This window comes from Nonomuraea phyllanthi (genome assembly GCF_006334985.2).
GTDB classification, from domain to species: Bacteria; Actinomycetota; Actinomycetes; order Streptosporangiales; family Streptosporangiaceae; genus Nonomuraea; species Nonomuraea phyllanthi.
Genome location: NZ_VDLX02000002.1, coordinates 53,280 through 71,157, shown reverse-complemented (window position 1 = coordinate 71,157; position 17,878 = coordinate 53,280). Strand labels below are relative to the sequence as shown.

The window sequence follows — 17,878 nt, the reverse complement described above, 5'->3', positions numbered from 1 at the left end:
TAGGGCATGATGAGGGCGCTAACTTCAGATCGTCGCGGGAGCTCGGGGTTCGCCGGGCTGAGAGGGCAGCAGGTCCGCTGCCGACCGCCTGAACCTGTCCGGGTAATGCCGGCGTAGGGAGTGTGCGATGACGCATGTCGCCGACGAAGTTCCGCTGACTCTCGAAGGCAAGGCGCCCAAGACCCTGGGCGTGCTCGACCAGGGCGCGCTCTGGGCGAACCTCGGCGTCAGCCTCCTGGGCTTCTCCGGTGCGTTGTTCCTGCTCAACCCGCTCGGCGACGCCCCGCTCAGCGTGTCCGCCGCGCTGATCGCGGTCGTGGTGGGCAGCCTGATCGGCACCGCCATGGTCGGGCTGGCCGCCGTCCCCGGCACGCAGACCGGGCAGCCCGCCATGGTGCTGCTGCGGGGGCTGTTCGGGGCGCGGATCTCGTACGTGCCCACGATCCTGAACATCATCCAGATGCTCGGCTGGGGCGCGTTCGAGCTGTGGGTGATCGCCAAGGCGGGCAGCGCGATCTTCCCGTCGGTGGCGTACCAGGTGTGGGTGATCGTGGCGGGGGTGCTGACCACCGCGCTCACGATCTGGCCGCTCGGGGCGATCAGGATTCTGCGGCGGTACGTCACCGTCGGCGTGGTCCTGTCGCTGCTCTGGTTCGCCTGGTTCTTCCTGACCAGGGCTCCTGAGTACGCGGGCGGCTCGTGGACGGCGTTCGCCCCGGCCGTCGACTACGTGATCGCGCTGTCGGTGTCGTGGGTGCCGATGGCGGCCGACTTCGCCCGGCACTCCAGGTCGAGCGGGGCGGCGTTCACCGGCGTGGTGGGCGGCTACACCCTGGCGCAGGTGGCCTGCCTGGGGCTGGGCGTGTACGCGGTGGCCATGGCGGGCGCGGGCGCGGTGGAGACCGACGCCACGTCGGTGTTCGGCCCGTTCGTCGCCGTGCCGCTGGGCGCGCTGTTCTTCGGGATCCTCGTGCTGCGCGAGACCGACCAGTCGTTCGCCAACGTCTACTCCACCACGGTCTCGCTGCAGAACCTCCTGCCGCGCGTCGACCGGCGCATCTTCTCCACCGCCATCGGCGTGCTGACCGTCGCGATCGCGCTGATCGTCGACGTCAACTCGTACGGGGCGTTCCTGGGCGTGATCGGGGCGGTGTTCGTGCCGATGTTCGCGGTGCTGGCCGTGGACTACTTCGTGCTGGGCGGCTCGCGCGGCTGGAACACCGCCGAGGACGCCCCCTCACGCTGGTCGAGGGTGGTGCCGTGGGCGCTCGGCTTCGTGGCGTACTGGCTGACGACCTCCACACCCACGGTCCCGCAGTGGGACGCGATCTGGGTGTCGGTCCGCGACGCCATCGGCTTCACCAGGCAGCCGTGGATGAACGGCGCGCTCGGCGCGGCCATCGTGGCCGCGCTCGTGACGCTGCTCATCGGCTGGCGGAGGCGCGCTGCTCGACGGTGAGCAGGTGCTGCTTGGCGGCCGGGCCGCCCGCGTAGTCGCCCAGCTCGCCGTCCTCGCGCACCACCCGGTGGCACGGCACGATCACGCACACCGGGTTGGAGGCCAGCGCGTTGCCGATCGCCCGCAGCGCGCGCGGCCTGCCGATGCTGACGCCGATCGCCTCCAGCGTCGTCGTCGTGCCGTACGGGACCGCCATGGTCTTCTGCAGCACCGTGCGGGCGAACGCCGTCGCCAGCGTCAGGTCCACCGGCGTCGCGAACGTGCGCAGGCGGCCGGAGAAGTAGGCGTCCAGCTCTCTGCGCACCGGGTCGAGCCGCCGCGCGTCCTGCCCGATGAACGTGCCCGCATGCCTCATGACCAGCTCGAACACGTCGTTCTCCGGCTCGAAGCTGCACGCCGCGATGCCCTTGCCGGTCACCGCGAGCACCAGCCTGCCGACGGCGCCGTCATAGGTGCCGAAGGCGATGTCCGGAGGGGTCTCGCCGCGATAGGTGCTGGAGGTCACGCGCAACAGCGCATCGAGATCACTGCTCGACATGGCACTCACCCCCTCCCCACCCGCCGAGAATCACCGTGACCGCAGCGTATCGGACGGATCGCCCGGCGGACTCACCGCGCCACGGGCACTATGGAGGTGTGGGGGACGAATGGGCCGGTAGTGACGACGAGTTGGCTCGCGCGGCGCTCGCCTGTTCGCCCAACGCCGTCGTGGTCGTCGATCGGGATCAGAGCGTGCTGCTCTGGAACGAGGCGGCCGAGCGGCTGTTCGGGTGGACGGCGGAGGACATGCTCGGGCGCCGGGCGCCGATCGTGCCCGCCGAGCTCACCGCCGAGCACAACGCCGTGCTCGAACGCGTACGCACCGGCGGGCAGGTCACGCTCCGCACCAAGCGCTTACGCAGTGACGGGACCGTCCTGGACGTGCGGGTCGACATCGGCGCGCTGCGCCTGGGCAGCGCCGTGGCCGGCTACGTCTGCGTGCACCACCTCGCGCGGGCCGACGAGCTGGCGAGGAACCGCATGGCGCGCCGCGAGCGGCTGGTGCGCCGGCTGACCGACGTGGTCGGCGACATCAACTCCGAGCTGGAACTGTCGGCCGTGCTCGACCGGATCTCGGCCTCCCTGACCGAGCTGACGGGCGCGGACGCCGGCGGGTTCGTGCTGATCGAGGGCGAGCGCTTACGCCTGGTCAGCACGTACCAGCTGCCCGCGGCCATCCGGGGCACCACCACCGACCTGCGGACGAGCCTGGTCGACAAGCTCTTACGCACCGGCAAGACCGTCATGCTGGAGTCCGACGGGCTGGAGGACCTGGTGTGGGCGCGGCTGAACGGCCTGCACACGATCGCGCTGGGCCTCGCCGCCGTCGGCGGGCGCCCGTACGGGGCCCTGTACGCGCTGTTCGCCCAGCGCACCCCCGGGCACCTGGAGCTGGAGCTGCTGGAGCTGCTGGCCGGGCACGCGGGCATCGCCGTCGGCAACGCGGTGGCCTACCAGGAGGCCGTCCGGCAGCGGGCGCACGAGCAGGCCGTCTTCGACGCCAGCGCCGACGGCATCGCCGTCCTCGACGGGGCTGGCCGCGTGGTGCGCTGGAACCCGGCCGCCGCCGAGCTGACCGCCTTCTCCGCCGAGGCGGTCATCGGCGGGCCGCCGCCGTTCCCGCTGCCCGAGCCGGGCGAGAAGGGGACGTTCCAGATGGAGAGCGGGCGCTGGCTGGACGTCGTGAGCGCGCGGATCGAGGAGACCGGCGAGATCGTCATCGACTTCCGCGACGTGACCACGGCCAAGGAGCTGGAGGAGGCCAAGGACCTGTTCCTGGCCACGACCAGCCACGAGCTGCGCACGCCGATCACGATCGTGCGCGGCTTCGCCAGCACCCTCGACCGGCGCTGGGACAAGATGAGCGACCCCGAGCGCCGCTCGGCCGTGCACACGATCGCCGAACGGGCCAGGTCGCTCGGTGACCTGATGGACCACCTGCTGCTCGGGGCCAGGGCCGGGGCGGACGAGCTGGAGGTCAGGATCGAGGAGTTCGACCTGGCCGAGCGGATCGACGCGGCCACTCTCGGGCTGCCCGCCCTGTCGGACAGGCACCGGGTCGAGGTGGCGATCCCCGACGGGCTCCCGTACGTGCTGGGCGACGCGCTGGCCACCGACATCGTGCTGGCCCAGCTGCTGGAGAACGCGTTCAAGTACTCGCCCAAGGGCGGGCTGATCAGCGTGGCGGCCTGGCCCGAGGCCGACAACGTGGTCGTGGTCGTCGACGACGAGGGGGTCGGTATCGCCCCGACCGACCGTGAACGGATCTTTGAGCGGTTCGTCCAGGTGGACAGCGGCGACCGGAGAAGGTTTGGTGGAGTGGGGCTCGGTCTTTACATCGTCCGCAGCCTCGCCAGAGCACAGGGGGGAGACGTGAGCGCCCATCCACGACCCGAAGGGGGCACGCGCATGCGGCTCCTGCTGCGCGCGGGCAAGGGCGGCGCATGAGACGGCTGTTTTCCCCTATCGGACCCGACACACCGGTGCGGTAACGAGGTGGTCACAGTTGCGCTGATCTATCGTCCAATGTGTACAAGCTGTGATCGAGATGCGGTTTCTGGGATCGAGTAACGGGGCATTTCGGTCGTACCGGGGAGTGTTCCCGCGGGGGGCACAGGGAACGGGGAGGTGGGTGTGTCAAGCGTGGTGCTGCTGCCGTACGCGCCGTCCAGCGTCGCCGTCGCCCGCCAGCGTCTGAGCACTGACCTGCAGGACTGCGGGGTTTTCTCGGCGGCGATCGACGACGCCGTGCTGGTGGTGAGCGAGCTGCTGAGCAACGCGCTGAGGCACGCGCACCCCCTGCCGTCGGGCATGGTGAGAGTGGCCTGGCTGAGGAGTGACGATCACATCGAAGTGGCGGTGAGCGACGGAGGCGCGGCGACCGAGCCCCGCGCGGGCCGCCCGACCCTGTCCTCGCTCGGGGGTCGGGGGCTCGGCATCGTCGAATACGTCGCGGAGAGCTGGGGGGTCAGGCACGACGGTGACACGACCACGGTGTGGGCCATCCTGGCCGCACCCAAGGCCTCGATGAACGGCCAGGTCACGGCGCTCAAAGAGGCCGGCTAGCGACTGCCCGGCACTCAGAGGGGCCGGGCGGCGAGCACCGCGCGCTCGCCCGTGGCCCAGGCCGTGGAGACGAGCAGGTAGAGCCCCGCCGCGAGCGGCAGCACCAGCGCGGCCAGCACGGAGCCGTACGGCAGCAGCGGCATGATCTTGCGCAGGTAGCCCGGAAGCTCCTCGCCGACCGTGATCCTCCTCGCGGAGAGCCATGCCACGGTCGCGATCAGTGCGATGACCAGTGCGAAGACCAAAAATGGCATGCTGACCAGACCGTAATTGGCCACCACCCCGGCCACCTGCTGGCCCAGCGGCGCACCGAACAGGTCATGACCGACCAGGGCGGTCGGATGCGTGGCGACCCGGTACATCAACCACAGGAACGGCATCTGCGCCAGCATGGGCAGATATCCGGCGAACGGCGAGGTGCCTTCCTCGGCGAAGAGCGCCGAGGTCTCCTTGGCCAGGCGCTCCGGGTTGCGCGCGTGGCGCTCGCGCAACCGGCGCAGCTTGGGGGCGAGCCGCTCGCGGATCCTGGCGGCGCGGGTCTGGCGGACGTTGAGCGGTAGCAGCAGCAGGCGTACGGCCAGGGTGAACAGCACGATGCCGAGAGCCGCACTGCCCCCGGACACGCCGACGACGAACGTGACAAGAGAATCGATCATGAGCCCTACTCCGAGATTCGAGCGAGGTGGACCAGGGCTCACTCATGTCTCAGGAGGAGCCCCGCTTGACGTCGAAGCGGGGCATGCTCAAGGGGCTCGTGGACGCGAGCGGCCCGCCGCGTCCGGGTCGCGCTGGCGCTGGAAGGCCGTACGGCGCGCGTAGGTCAGCGGAAAGCTCGGCGACTCCCCACTGAGAACGGGCAGCAGTGCCGCTGCCCACATGGCCAGCAGCAGGATCGCCATCATGGTGATCCCGGCCAGCCACGGGTCGAACAGGAAGGACGTCAACTCGACCGGGACTTGCTCACCACGGTCACCGCGATGAAGGCCACGAGAGCGATCACGCCGACGATCAGCGCCAGCTTGATCAGGCCCACCACCATCGGCAGCAGGAAGTTGAACAGCACGAAGAGACCCAGGAGGGTCCCTATGACGAGCAACACGACTCTACCCATGGGGCCACCGTACGTCCTCAGGCCATGATCCGCGACGCTTACGAAGCAATGACGTCCATATCACTGCGATGCACGCCCGCCGTACCGTGAAGTGGTGAACACCCGCATCCTGGTCGTCGATGACGATCCGACCGTTTCCGAGGTCGTCGCGCGCTATCTCGAACGCGACGGCCACGAGGTCGAGTGCGTCGGCGACGGCGCGGAGGCGCTGCGCAGGGCGCTGGCCAACCCGCCGGACCTCATGGTGCTCGACCTGATGCTGCCCAAGATCGACGGTCTGCAGGTGTGCAGGAAGCTCAGGGAGCGCTGGCCCGTACCCGTGATCATGCTGACCGCGCTCGGCGAGGAGATCGACCGGGTGGTGGGGCTGGAGACCGGCGCCGACGACTACGTGACCAAGCCGTTCAGCCCGCGCGAGCTGGCGCTGCGCGTGCAGTCCGTGCTGCGGCGGGCGCGCGGGGCGTCCGTCACCGGCGGCACGGGCGTGCTGCGCGACGAGGACCTGGTGGTGGACGTGGGCGCCCACGAGGTACGCCTGCGGGGGGACGAGGTGATGCTGACGGCCAGGGAGTTCGACCTGCTGGCCTACCTCATGCGCAACCCGCGGCAGGCCTTCAGCCGCTCGGCCCTGCTGAACCAGGTGTGGGGGTGGTCGTTCGGCGACTCCTCCACCGTGACCGTGCACGTGCGGCGGCTGCGGGAGAAGATCGAACCGGATCCGACCCGGCCGCGCAGGATCGTCACGGTCTGGGGGGTCGGGTACCGGTACGAGCCGTCGGAAGGCGGTGCCTGATGCCGCAACCCGGTGAGCTGCCCATGGTCGTGGCCGTGACGGCTGGGCTCGGCCTCGTGATCGCGCTGCTCGGCATCTGGGTGATGTGGTGGCTGCGTACCAGGTCCATCGGCGTGATGATGGCCGTGGTCGTGGTGGTCGCCGTGGCGGCGACGCTGGCCGGGGTCGTCGCCATCATCATGGAGATGATCATCGAGGGCGCCGTCAAGGACTTCGTCCTCAGCGTGGTGGCCGTGGGCGGCCTCGTGGGGCTCGGGGTGGCGTTCGTGCTGGCCAAGCGGGTGGTGGGGGAGAGCAGGCGGCTCGTGTCCGCCGTACGCCAGATGCCCTTCACGGCGCCGCAGGGGCTGCCGGCCGAGCTCCAGACGATCGCGAACACCCTGGAGGAGGCGTACGCGCGGGAGCGGGCCCTGGAGGGCGCGCGGCGGGAACTCGTCGCCTGGGTGAGCCACGACCTGCGCACGCCGCTGGCCGGGATGCGGGCCATGGTGGAGGCGCTGGAGGACGGGGTCGTCTCGGACCCCCTGACGGTCGGGCGCTATCACCGCCAGATCAAGCTGGAGGTGGAACGGCTCTCGGCCATGGTGGACGACCTGTTCGAGCTGTCGCGGATCCACGCGGGGGCGCTGCGGCTGTCGCGCTCCCGCATCGGGCTCGCCGACCTGGTGGCCGACACGCTCGCCGGCGCGGAGCCGCTCGCCCGGGCCAAGGGCGTGGTGCTCACGGCCGAGGCGGCGGCCTCCGTGCCGGTGGACGCCGACGCGGGCGCGCTCGGCCGGGCCCTGGGGAACCTCGTGGTCAACGCCATCCGGCACACGCCGTCCGACCGGACCGTGGTGCTGCGGGCCGGGGTGGACGGCGAGGGGATGGCCTGTTTGTCGGTCACGGACTGCTGCGGGGGCATTCCCGAGGAGGACCTGCCCCGGGTGTTCGAGGTGGCCTTCCGAGGTGAGGCGGCGCGCACGCCCACCGCGGACGGCGGGGCGGGGCTCGGGCTGGCCATCGCCCAGGGGATCGTGGAGGCGCATAACGGGATGATCGAGGTGGTCAACGACGGGCCGGGCTGCCGTTTCCAGATCCGCCTCCCGCTGCTGGGCTGACGCCTGCCTCCTGGACCGTCTCCTGGACCGTTTGCTGGGTTTGCGCCGTCTCCTGGGCCGTCTCGTCGGCCGTCTCGTCGGCCGTCTCCTTGGCGCCGCCGAACGACTCCGACATTGCCCGAAATGTCGGGCAAGGCCAGCGCCACATGCAGCTCCGGCACCGCAGGATGGGGTTGGCGGCGTCGCTGGTGATCCCTCCCGCGTCGCGAGGCTGGTGGAGGTCGAGCAGCCTCAGCCCGAGCTCGGAGAACCGGAGCAGATCAGTGCGGGCACCGGCCAGGAAGTCGAGGTCCTCGACCGCGAGCCGGGCGCGGATGGGGACATAGCCCTCGCGGTTGACCAGGCCGCGCAGGCGGCCCGCTTCTTCGTGCCATGACGTGGCCTTCTCTGTGCGGATGAGGATGGTCTCCAGGCGCTCTCGGAGACCTTGGCGCTGAGGATCTTCGGACTTGTCAGCTTTCATCGACGCGGGGCCCGCCAGTCGTGCCCCAGCCCCTCCCTCGCCGTGAGGCCGTGCTGGTTCCGGTGTCACGCTGTCAAGCTTCGCGTACTCTCCGTTTCCATGGAGCCCAAACGGAGGACAAAAACCTGTGGTCGCCCTATCGGCGTGACAACGTGACCGGAAGCCTCCGCGCCGCTAGCCTGCCCATGTGGAGCTCAAGGTCTCGACTCGATCACATGCCGGGTCAGCACTCGTTGCCATCACCGGAGAAATCGACCTCTACACGGCGCCTCACCTGCAGACCGAGTTCACTCGGTTGCTGAAGCAGGGGCCCAGCCGCGTGGTCATCGACATGTCCGCCGTGGATTTCTGTGACTCCACGGGGATGAACGTGCTGCTCTCGGCGCTCAAACGGATGAAAGAGCAGGGAGGGGCGCTCGAAGTGGCCGCCCCGCGCCCTGCCGTACGCAAGATATTGCAGGTCACCGGGCTCGACTCGGTGTTCACCGTGCACGAAGAGGTGCCGCAGGAGTTCCTCATAGCCGAGGGTTCGTGACGGGATCTGCACGCGGGCGCCGAGGCGAAGCCGCGCCGGCCGGTCCCGTCGCGTCCCGCCACCGGGGCATCCGGGCGGCGGCGACGCACGGGCCGGAGGCACGGGTGCCGGATGGCGAGGTCGCCTACGGTGGCGGGGATGCCGGTCATCGTCGTGCTGCCGTAGCCCTTACAGGGGCGCTGCCGCAGGCATCGGCCACGGCGGGGCTGCCGTCGGCCGCGATGCCGTGCGCATCGGCCACGGCGGGGCTGCCGTCGGCCGCGATGCCGCGCGCATCGGCCACGGCGGGGCGGCCGTCCGCGCTGCGGAACGGCGGCGATGCCGCATGACCCGGATGGCCGCGACCCGGCGAGGTGGACAATGGTGCGTGGCCTCCAACGGTCCGCTCGACGCGCCGGCGACGGTGCGGGGCCCCGGAGGCGGCGTGGAACATCGGCAATGGCGCTCGGCCCCGGACGGTGTCGTGCGCGGAGGTGATGATCGGTGAGCAGTGACGGCGACACAGCGGTCGTCATCCCGGCAGTCAACGAAGCCGACCGCATCGCGGCCACCGTCAGGGCCGCCGCGGAGCTGCCCGGCGTCGATCTGGTCGTGGTCGTGGACGACGGCTCGACGGACCAGACCGGGCGGGTGGCGCGCGCGGCGGGGGCCCGGGTGGTACGCCACAGCCGCAACAAGGGCAAGGCCGCCGCGATGGAGACGGGAGCGGAGGCCGTCCGCCTCCTCGACGAGGACGGTGCTCCTCGCCACCTCCTGTTCCTCGACGCCGACCTGGGCGAGACGGCTCACGCCGCCGCCCCTCTCATCGAGCCCGTACGCGCGTCCAAGGCCGACATGACCATCGCCGTCTTCACGTCGAGGGTGAAGCTGGGCGGGCACGGCTTAGTCGTACGCCTGTCCAAGGAGGGCATCCGCCGGGCCACCGGCTTCGAGGCCGCGCAGCCGCTCAACGGGCAGCGCTGCCTCACCAGAGCCGCTTTCGAGGCGGCGCGGCCGCTGGCGCACGGGTTCGGGGTGGAGACGGGGTTGACGATCGACCTGCTGCGCAAGGGCTACCGGGTCGTCGAGGTCGAGGTCGACATGTCGCACCGCGCCACGGGGACGGACTGGCGAGCCCAGCTCCACCGGGCCGGACAGCTCCTGGACGTGGCCCGCGCGTTGGCCACGCGAGAGCCGGTCATCGCCCAAAATCTCGGCAAAATGCGCCCCAAACGCTGACCAACCTCCACACCTCCCAGGGCACCCCACCGCTCACCCGGAGACGAGACCCGAAGCCGCCGCGATGGCGGCTTCGCCTTTTGTACGACCGGGCACTTGCTCTGCCGCGAATCGAAGGCCGACATGGGCTCGGCCGGTCGGCCTCGTCGAAGGTGCGGGCAGGGACGCCCCACACGGGTCGGCGCGGACTCCAACCGCAGCCGGACAGCACTCCGAGGGCCGGCAGGCGGAACGTCCGCGGAACCCGATCGGTCTACGAACAGGGCGCCGATCCGCAGCAGGGTCGGACCTTGTCCACAGGAGTCCAGGACTCGAACTCGGTTATCCACAGGAGAGCCTCGCCCGGCCAAAGCCACCTCGCGAGTGTGCTGGAATTTGCCGGTGACTTCGGAGAAGCGGCGCGACAGGGCACGGGGTCGGCTCGCCTGGGTGGCCACGGCGGCGATCGGCGCCTCGATCCTGCTGACGATCGGCATAGGTCTCCTGGGCCCGTCGCCGATGGTCCCTCGCCTGACCGGCCCGAGCCGGCACCCGCCGTACTCTCTCGACGTCCACCCCGAGCCGCACCTGGTGATCGCCCTCGCCGCGGCCGCGCTCGCCCTCGGCGGCCTCGGCCTCCTGACCGCCCTCGCCCTCCTTCGACCCCCCGCCCACGACGCTGCGAGCTGGAACCTTTCGGACAGTTCGCCACCGGACGGTCAGACGCGGGGCGGCTCTATCAGCGACGCTCCCGTCTCACCCGCCGCCTCCACCTCGACCATCCGCGCACGGCATGCGTCAGCCCAGCTCACACGGGGACATGAGGACGCCGGGAAGGGGGTGCCGCATTGGCTCCGGTCGCTGCCGAGCGCGCGCACTCTGGTGCTCCTCGGCTGTCTGACCGCGGCGATCCTCGCCTTCCTCCCCCCTTCCGGCTCGGGCGACCACCTCAACTACGCCGCGTACGGCCGCATGGTGACCCTCGGTCTCGACCCGTACTCCCATGGCGCGGTCGACCTGCCGGGTGACCCCATCGCCGACGCGGTGGAGCAGCCGTGGCGTGAGGAGCCGAGCGTGTACGGCCCGGTGGCGACGGCCCTGCAGGCGGTGGCGAGCTGGGTCGGCGGAGACTCGCTCCGCCTGACGATATTCGTGCTGGCCCTGTTCAACGCGGCCGCGTTCATCGTGACGGGCCTCCTCATTGACCGTTTCACGCGGGACGATCCGGCCAGGCGCCTGCGTGCCGCCCTCCTCTGGACGGCCAACCCGCTGCTGCTCTACCACCTCGTGGCGGGCCTGCACGTCGACACGTTCGCCATCGCGTGCATGGTGGCGGCGCTCCTGGCCAGAGGCCGTCCGGTGGGCTCGGGCGTCCTGTTCGGGCTGGGCGTGGCGATCAAGGTCAACGCCGGTCTGGCGGCGCTCGGCCCGGCCTGGGAGCTCCGGCGACGTCCCGCCCGGCTGGCGCTCATGGCGGCGTGCGCGGTGGCGGTGGTGGTCGTGGGATACGCGATCGTCGGCCCGGATGCGATCGCCCCGATCACCCGCACCAGCAAATCGATCTCCCACGCCTCGCTCTGGAAGCTCGTCCAGGGGTGGCTCCAGTCCCTCGTGGGCACCGGCAGCGCGTACCGAGGAGAAATCCAGGTCGGGTCGCTCCTGGTCCTCGCGCTCGTCGCCTGGTCGCTGCTCCGCCTGTCCTCCCGTTCCCGAGCGGCGAGCGGGCTGGGTGCGGGGGGCGTGCGTGGCGATCGCGGGTTGGAGGCGCCGGTTGTGGCCGCGGCGCTGGTGGTGGCATACGTGTTCGCGACGCCCTACATCCTGCCGTGGTACGACGGGCTGGCGCTGGGGGCGCTGGCGCTGGTGGCGGGGTCCGCGGTGGACGGCTTCGTGGTCGCCCACCTGCTGGTCCTGTCGCTCGCGTACCTCCCGGCCAGGGTGGACGGGCAGCCAGAAGACCTCGAGTGGCTGCGGACCGTGCTCAGACCTCAGCTCGCCTGGGCGCTGCTCGCCCTGACGGTGGCGCTGATCCTGTGGGCGTGGCGAGCTGCAGGGCGCGAACGCAGGCCGCCAGTGTCAGCGGCACGGCGACCGTCAGCGCCATAGCGGGGATGGCGATGCCGGAGTCGTTCATCAGGAAGCCGACGAAGGCACACGTCAGGGCGCCGAAGAGACCCGCCCGGAGCGCCGGCGCGAGCTGGTACGCCTGCCCGAGCGCCGAGGCGCCCCAGCGCGACGGGCGCGCGAGCACCAGGAAGAGGAAGGCCAGCGCGACCAGCGAAAGGAGGGTCAGTGACCAGTTCCCGACGGTCACCCCGATCATGGCACTGAACTTGCGCCAGACGACCGTCCACGCCTGGCCGTCGATGATCTGCTGGACGAAGTTGCCCAGATGGGTCCGTTGCGCCTCGGGGCGCAGCCAGTCGACGACGGAAAGCGTGCCCACCAGGACGGCCCCCACCAGACCGACGAGCAGCAGCCTCAGCACGGAGACCCGCCGGCCGGAGAGCAGGATGAGGAAGACCGCCAGCCCGATCACGAACGCCGGCACGCCGCCGAAGTCCGCCCCCCACGAGGGCCACCCGTCCGCGAAGACCGCGAGCATGCCGTACGCGGCGCACATCCCCACGACCACGACCTTCGCCAGCCCCTTGCCGAGCAACCACTGGGCCACCCCGGCCAGCCCGAGGATGGTGCCCGTGGAGTAGACGGCGAAGGCGATGTTGCTGAAGCCGTAGAAGCGTCCCCCGGTCACGGGCTCGTAGCCGGTCACGGCGTTCACCTGGAGCTTGGAGCCCGTCATGACGTCGATGAGGAGCGCTACGGAGGTGACGGCGGCCACCGCGGTCAGGGGGCCGAGCGTGTGGGCCCGCCACGGCCCGGCGAACGCCAGGGCGGTGACCAGGGCGGCGATGGCCAGGATCGTCACGACGACCGACACCATCGGCACCGGCAGCGTCCACCACGGCACCAGCTGGGCCAGGAACGTGGAGACGGCGATGGCCCCGCTGACCACCGCGACCACCTGGACCGCCTTGAGGAGCGTCGAGGCGCCCGCGAGGTGAGCGGCCCCGGCCAGGCTGGTGTGAGTGGCTGAGGACGTGCTGGTGCGGTCAGGGGTGGGCGTGTCGGGGGTCGCGTCGGTGCGGCCGGGCGACGCCGTGTTGGCGGTCGTGTTGGCGTGGCCGGCGGATGGCGTGTCAGCGGTTGCGTTGCTGCGGTCAGAGGTGGGCGCGCTGGTGTGACCGGGCGACGCCGTGTGTCCGGTGACCGCATTGCGGTGCTTGAGTGCCGGCATGGCCGCGGTCGCCTCGGACGGTGTGGGCGATGGCTCGTCGGTGGTGGCCTCGGAGGGTGTGGGCGAGGAGGTGCTGGTGGATGTGAGCGATGATGTGCCTGCATGGGCAAGTGTGGAGCGGCGGCGGCGTAGGACGAGGGCGGCGAGGGCGTAGAAGAGGAGCTGGAGCGTCACCAGGACGGTGAAGAACGGGCCGCGCACCGTCCGCAGCACCTGGCTGGCCAGATCCCCGTCCGCGAGCCTCGCCACCGTCTCGGCCGGTGCGGCGGAGGTGGAGCCGCTGGGCTGCCAGGGACGGCCCACCACCTGGCGCGGCACCGGGAGGCCGAGGATCTGGATGGTGGTGGCGGTCAGGTCGGTGATGGTGACCAGGGCGTCCTGGCGGGTGGAGGTGGCGGTCAGGTAGCCCTGGGCGTACGGCGGGCCGTTGGGGGACTTGGCGATGGCCACGTGGAGGTGCGCGCCCGGGGAGACGTCGGAGATGCCGGCAAGGAGGATCGTGGTGTCGGAGGGCAGCTTGGCGATCAGGGCGGCGATCTGGTGGTCCGCCCGGCTCGCGGCGGCCTGGCGGGCCGTGGCCGGCAGCGCGATGGGCACGCCGTACTCGTCCAGGGGCTGCTGGATCCACGCCGTGGCCAGGTCGGCGGCCTCCATGATGATCAGGTTGTACGGGGTCAGGTCCCCGACGCCGTCAGGGGTGGGGGCGTATCTAGCGATATTTCCGGACTTGTCGGCACCGGCGAGGGCAGCGCCCGGCCCCACCGCGGCCACCTTGCCCCCGTTGTCCTTCACCAGCTGCCCCAAGGTGCCCAGCTGGGCGTCGTAGCCGGTCTCGGACTGGTACGCGGTGAGCGTCTGCCAGCCCGGGATCTCGGCGGCTTCGCCCGCCGCCTGGGGGACGGGGGGCGGGGTGCAGCCCTTGCCCGGGGTGCCCGCCCGCTGGCCTGCCGAGATGGTCAGCCAGCCGGACGCGGGGCAGGTGGTGCCGCGGTCCGGCGGTGGCACGGCCCGCGTCGAAAGCGAGGCTGAGGTGCCCTGACCGGCCAGGGCCCACAGGGTGGGGGTCCGCGTTGGGTCCAGATCGCTCCATTCGAGCCCCGGCACGCCGATGACGGCCACGCGCGGGGCCGCCCCGGTGTCCAGCCTCGAAGCACCGCCCACCTGCGCAGGGGCCCCAGCCTCTGACGGAGTCCCGGTCTGTCCCGGGGTGCTGCCTCGTTCCGGGCCGGTGGCCCCTGCTCCTGCGGCGACCTGGACGGTGGCGGGATCCACGGTGACGGGATTCCCGGTGGCCGGATTCCCGGTGGCCGGATTCCCGGTGGCCGGATTCCCGGTGGCCGGATCCACGGAGGCCGGATCCACGGAGGCCGGCCGTCCTGCGTGGGTTCGTACGGCTGTTCCCGCGGCGGAGCCCGGGGCCTTGCTCATGGCCGGGGGCTGGTGCGCGTCCGGCGACAGAGCGTGGGGCGCGCTGAGGGAGGCTGCCGCTGCGGGGGCCGGCGACGCGATGAGGGTGCTCACGGTGGTCAGCCCCAGGAGGAGCGCGGCGACGGCGCGCTTGCCGCGGCGTGCCTGCGCCTCCTCCGGCGGGCGCGGGGGCGCCGGTGCCGGGGAGGTGTCCTGGGCGGTCCACGACATGGCGGCGGAGGGCGGGAGCGACTGGGCAGGGGCATGCCGTACGTCGTGCTCGCCGTACCGGCCGGGCGTGGCGTATGGCATGGACGGAACCCCCAGTGATTGCCCCTCGATCAAACAAGCCCACGGTAACGTGCCACATCGTGACAAGTGGCGAGGTGCTGGTGAGACGGCGGCAGTGGTGGACGTGGGCGGTCGTGGTGCTCGTGGCCGCCGCGGCCGTGGCTCCTCTGGTGCACATGTGGCTCACCAACCCCGACGACCAACGCCTGGTCGACCTCGACGTTTACCGTACCGGTGGGCAGATGCTGCTCGAGGGACGGCCGGTCTACGACTACGTCACGCCGGCCCCGCAGCTGTTGCCGTTCACCTACCCTCCCGTCGCGGCGATGCTGGCCGTGGGGCTGGCTGAGATGTCCTGGGGGACGGCGCAGTGGGTCTGGACGGCCGGCATCTTCGTGGCGCTGGCCGTGACCGTGGGTTTCGCGTTCAGGGAGGCGCTGCGCGGGCGGAAGTACGCGCCGTGGGCGTTCGCGGCGCTCGTGGTGGCGTGCGCGTACGTGATGCCGATCAGGGACCAGGTGCGGTTCGGGCAGGTGGACATCCTGCTGGTCGCGCTCTGCCTGGCCGACTGCGTGGCGCGGAGGCCCTGGTGGCCGCGCGGGTTCCTGATCGGGCTGGCCACGGCGGTGAAGCTCACGCCGGGCGTCTTCCTCATCTACCTGCTGGTCACGCGGCAGTGGCGGACGTTCTTCATGGCGGCGTTCACGACGGCGGTCCTGACGCTGCTGCCGTTCGCGGTGATCCCGAGGGACGCGGCCGACTTCTGGTTCTCGGCGCTGCTCGATCCCGAACGCCTTGGCGCGAACGCGGCCACCACCAACCAGTCGATCCGCGGCATGCTGATCCGGCTCTACCTGCCCGATCTGGCGACGTCCCTGATCTGGGTCGCCGTCGTGGCCGTGGTCGCGTGGTACGGGTTCCGCGGCGCGCGGGACGCGTACAGGGCGAACGACAACCTCACCGCGGTCGCGCTGGTCGGGCTGATGGCGGTGCTGCTCTCGCCGGTCGCCTGGATCCACCACCTGGCCTGGGTGGTCGTGGTGCTCGGCGCCATCGTCGGGGACGGGCGCGACCCGGTCAGGCTGCGGGTGGCGGCGGGGGTGTGGCTGTTCTACGTGGTGCCGGTCCCCTGGTGGGGGGTCTCGCTGAAGGCGGCCGACATCCCGGGGGTCAGCGTGGTGCTGGGGAAGATCGTCCAGAACGGGTACGGGCTCGGAGCGCTGGCCCTCGTGTGGTTGCTGGTGACCTGGTTGCCGAAACGCCGCGAGATCGCATGACCGAAGCATTACCCTCTGTGACGTGCTCGTTACCGTATGGGTGATCGTGGGCGTCGTCGCCGGGGTCAGCGGCGTGTTCGTCGGGTATCTGGCGCTCCGCCAGGCCAGGGCGACCGTGGAGGACTGCCGGCGCATGCTCGTCCGGCAGAGCAGCGAGGGCGCGGGCGATCTCAGGGCCATCAGGGATGTGGCGGTCTGCCGGTACGACGCGCTCTCCGAGATGACCGGGCGCCTGTCGTTCTCGGTGGCCATGATCAACGGGCTGGGTGACGGCATCGTGCTGACCTCGATCAACGGGCGCAGCGAGACCCGTACGTACGTGCGGCCCGTGGTGGGCGGCAAAGGGCGCGAGCCGCTGTCGCCCGAGGAGGAGGAAGCGGTACGGGCGGCAAGGCTGGGGCTCGGTCCGATGATCCTCTCCCGGGCGCCGGAGACCCTGTAACTCCAGGTACGTCACCAGCGAAAGCGGCGCATGGGCGGCCCACCTGCGGATACTCTTGATGCATGCCCAGACTCGCCTATCTCGGACCGGAAGGGACCTTCACCGAAGAGGCCCTGCGGCTCCTCGACCCGACGGCCGAGCGGCTGCCCTGCGCCAACGTGAGCGCCGCACTCAACGCGGCCCGCGCCGGTGACGCCGACGGCGCCGTCGTGCCGCTGGAAAACTCCATCGAGGGCGCGATCACCACGACGCTCGACGAGTTCGCCTGGGGCGAGCCGTTGCTGATCACCGCCGAGCTGCTGCTTCCCGTGCAGTTCTCGCTGCTGGCCAGGCCCGGCACCGAGATCCCCCACATCAAGCGGGTCTACACGCATCCCGCGGCCATCACCCAGTGCCGCGCCTTCGTCGCGCGCGAGCTGCCCGAGGCCGTCGTGGTGTCCGCCCCTTCGACCGCGGCGGCGGCCCAGGAGGTCTCGCTGCCCGGCTCGCCGTACGACGCCGCCATCGCCGCCCGCATCGCCGGCGAGCACTACGGCCTGGTGCAGCTGGCCGCCGACATCGGTGACCGGTCCGACACCGTGACCAGGTTCGTCAAGGTGAGCCGTCCAGGGCCGCTGCCCGCGCCGACCGGCTCCGACCGCACCACTCTGGTCGTCTTCCTCGCCGACGACCACCCGGGCGCGCTGCTGGAGATGCTGACCGAGTTCTCGGTGCGCGGGGTCAACCTGACGCGCATCGAGTCGCGGCCGACCGGTGACGGCATCGGGCGCTACTTCTTCCACTTCGACTTCGAGGGCCACATCGCCGACGCGCGGGTCGGGGAGGCCATCGCGGGGCTCCACCGCATCTGCGGCGAGGTGCGCTTCCTCGGGAGCTATCCCCGGGCCGACGGCATCGCGCCGCAGATCAAGCGCGGCACGTCGGATGCCGAGTTCGCCGAGGCGGGCGACTGGCTCGCCCGCATACGCGCCGGCCAGGTCTGATCCGTCCGCCCGCCCGCCCGGCTGGTGTGTGGGTCGGCGCCGGAGCGCGAGGCGTCCGTCCGGCCGGGTGGTGCGTAGGTCGGCCGGAGCGCGCGGCGTTCACGTGCCAGGTGCCCAGTGGCTCCGAGACCGGTGCCCGCTGCTTCGCGCGCTCCCGTGCTCGCGCCCTCGGCTCGCGTGGAAGCGTCCGCGGCGTGACGGCGGCCGTGTCGGCATGGCGCGGGGCTCGCCCGGGGCACGGTGTGAGGCTGAGCTGGAACGGAAGTGGCCGGGGCTGGGGGTCGGCGCCAGGCCCGGGTGAGCAGATGCGAGGCGGGACCGGGCAGGCCGGGCCGTCGCGAGGCGGGGCCGGGCGGGCCGGGCCGTCGCGAGGCGGGGCCGGGCCGGTGCCAGGTGGGCGGCAGCTGGGGGACGGGT

16 protein-coding genes and 1 riboswitch are annotated in these 17,878 nt (G+C 71.4%); of the genes, 11 read left to right on the top strand and 5 right to left on the bottom strand.

Annotation, left to right across the window (positions count from 1 at the left end):
- Positions 1 to 24: 24 nt before the first annotated feature.
- A riboswitch (TPP riboswitch) is annotated at positions 25 to 137 on the top strand.
- Positions 128 to 1,459, top strand: coding sequence for a purine-cytosine permease family protein (locus FH608_RS05820; RefSeq protein WP_139629198.1), 1,332 nt, complete (start codon positions 128 to 130; stop codon positions 1,457 to 1,459). Its footprint overlaps the riboswitch before it by 10 nt.
- Here the strand turns inward: FH608_RS05820 and FH608_RS05815 are convergent.
- Positions 1,425 to 1,997, bottom strand: a complete 573-nt coding sequence (locus FH608_RS05815) for a methylated-DNA--[protein]-cysteine S-methyltransferase (RefSeq protein ID WP_139629196.1) — start codon at positions 1,995 to 1,997, stop codon at positions 1,425 to 1,427. The genes FH608_RS05820 and FH608_RS05815 overlap by 35 nt on opposite strands.
- Positions 1,998 to 2,095: 98 nt before the next feature.
- Between FH608_RS05815 and FH608_RS05810 the strand changes: the two genes are divergently transcribed.
- Both FH608_RS05810 and FH608_RS05805 read left to right on the top strand, forming a co-directional pair.
- Positions 2,096 to 3,946 carry a sensor histidine kinase gene (locus FH608_RS05810; RefSeq protein ID WP_139629194.1) on the top strand — a complete coding sequence of 617 codons (1,851 nt, stop codon included), beginning with the start codon at positions 2,096 to 2,098 and terminating at the stop codon, positions 3,944 to 3,946.
- 186 nt (positions 3,947 to 4,132) lie between these two features.
- Positions 4,133 to 4,564, top strand: coding sequence for an ATP-binding protein (locus tag FH608_RS05805; protein WP_226899042.1), 432 nt, complete (start codon positions 4,133 to 4,135; stop codon positions 4,562 to 4,564).
- A 14-nt stretch (positions 4,565 to 4,578) separates the two neighbouring features.
- Here the strand turns inward: FH608_RS05805 and FH608_RS05800 are convergent, their stop codons facing one another.
- From FH608_RS05800 to FH608_RS51270, 3 genes are all read right to left on the bottom strand, one after another.
- The gene (locus FH608_RS05800) at positions 4,579 to 5,220 is read right to left on the bottom strand and encodes a YidC/Oxa1 family membrane protein insertase (RefSeq protein ID WP_139629190.1); all 642 of its coding nucleotides are present in this window, start codon (positions 5,218 to 5,220) and stop codon (positions 4,579 to 4,581) included.
- A gap of 87 nt (positions 5,221 to 5,307) precedes the next feature.
- Entirely contained in the window at positions 5,308 to 5,508 is a 201-nt protein-coding gene (locus tag FH608_RS05795) for a DUF6412 domain-containing protein (protein WP_139629188.1), read from the bottom strand.
- Positions 5,505 to 5,675 carry a hypothetical protein gene (locus FH608_RS51270; protein ID WP_153260726.1) on the bottom strand — a complete coding sequence of 57 codons (171 nt, stop codon included), beginning with the start codon at positions 5,673 to 5,675 and terminating at the stop codon, positions 5,505 to 5,507. Before FH608_RS51270 ends, FH608_RS05795 begins: the two co-directional genes overlap by 4 nt.
- 94 nt (positions 5,676 to 5,769) lie before the next feature.
- On the opposite strand from FH608_RS51270, the gene FH608_RS05790 reads away from it, so the two are divergent.
- Positions 5,770 to 6,468 carry a response regulator transcription factor gene (locus FH608_RS05790; protein ID WP_139629186.1) on the top strand — a complete coding sequence of 233 codons (699 nt, stop codon included), beginning with the start codon at positions 5,770 to 5,772 and terminating at the stop codon, positions 6,466 to 6,468.
- Positions 6,468 to 7,568: a sensor histidine kinase gene (locus tag FH608_RS05785; protein ID WP_139629184.1), complete on the top strand. Its 1,101-nt coding sequence runs from the start codon at positions 6,468 to 6,470 to the stop codon at positions 7,566 to 7,568. The genes FH608_RS05790 and FH608_RS05785 overlap by 1 nt, the downstream gene beginning before the upstream one ends.
- Here the strand turns inward: FH608_RS05785 and FH608_RS05780 are convergent.
- Complete coding sequence (locus FH608_RS05780) at positions 7,516 to 8,031, bottom strand: hypothetical protein (protein ID WP_226899040.1); 516 nt, start codon at positions 8,029 to 8,031, stop codon at positions 7,516 to 7,518. The two genes, FH608_RS05785 and FH608_RS05780, sit on opposite strands and share 53 nt — an antisense overlap.
- A gap of 187 nt (positions 8,032 to 8,218) precedes the next feature.
- Between FH608_RS05780 and FH608_RS05775 the strand changes: the two genes are divergently transcribed.
- The 6 genes from FH608_RS05775 to pheA all read left to right on the top strand — a co-directional run bounded on the left by FH608_RS05775 (position 8,219) and on the right by pheA (position 17,461).
- Complete coding sequence (locus FH608_RS05775) at positions 8,219 to 8,566, top strand: STAS domain-containing protein (RefSeq protein WP_139629181.1); 348 nt, start codon at positions 8,219 to 8,221, stop codon at positions 8,564 to 8,566.
- Between the two features lie 483 nt (positions 8,567 to 9,049).
- A complete protein-coding gene (locus tag FH608_RS05770) occupies positions 9,050 to 9,784 on the top strand; it encodes a glycosyltransferase family 2 protein (protein WP_139629180.1) in 735 nt (244 codons plus the stop codon).
- A 381-nt stretch (positions 9,785 to 10,165) separates the two neighbouring features.
- Complete coding sequence (gene mptB / locus FH608_RS05765) at positions 10,166 to 11,869, top strand: polyprenol phosphomannose-dependent alpha 1,6 mannosyltransferase MptB (RefSeq protein ID WP_226899038.1); 1,704 nt, start codon at positions 10,166 to 10,168, stop codon at positions 11,867 to 11,869.
- Positions 11,870 to 14,839: 2,970 nt separating this feature from the next.
- Entirely contained in the window at positions 14,840 to 16,036 is a 1,197-nt protein-coding gene (locus FH608_RS05755; RefSeq protein WP_226899036.1) for a glycosyltransferase 87 family protein, read from the top strand.
- A gap of 22 nt (positions 16,037 to 16,058) precedes the next feature.
- On the top strand, positions 16,059 to 16,478 hold the full coding sequence (locus FH608_RS05750) for a DUF4446 family protein (RefSeq protein ID WP_226899033.1): 420 nt from the start codon (positions 16,059 to 16,061) through the stop codon (positions 16,476 to 16,478).
- 62 nt (positions 16,479 to 16,540) lie between these two features.
- A complete protein-coding gene (gene pheA, locus FH608_RS05745) occupies positions 16,541 to 17,461 on the top strand; it encodes a prephenate dehydratase (protein WP_139629179.1) in 921 nt (306 codons plus the stop codon).
- The last annotated feature ends 417 nt before the right edge of the window (positions 17,462 to 17,878 follow it).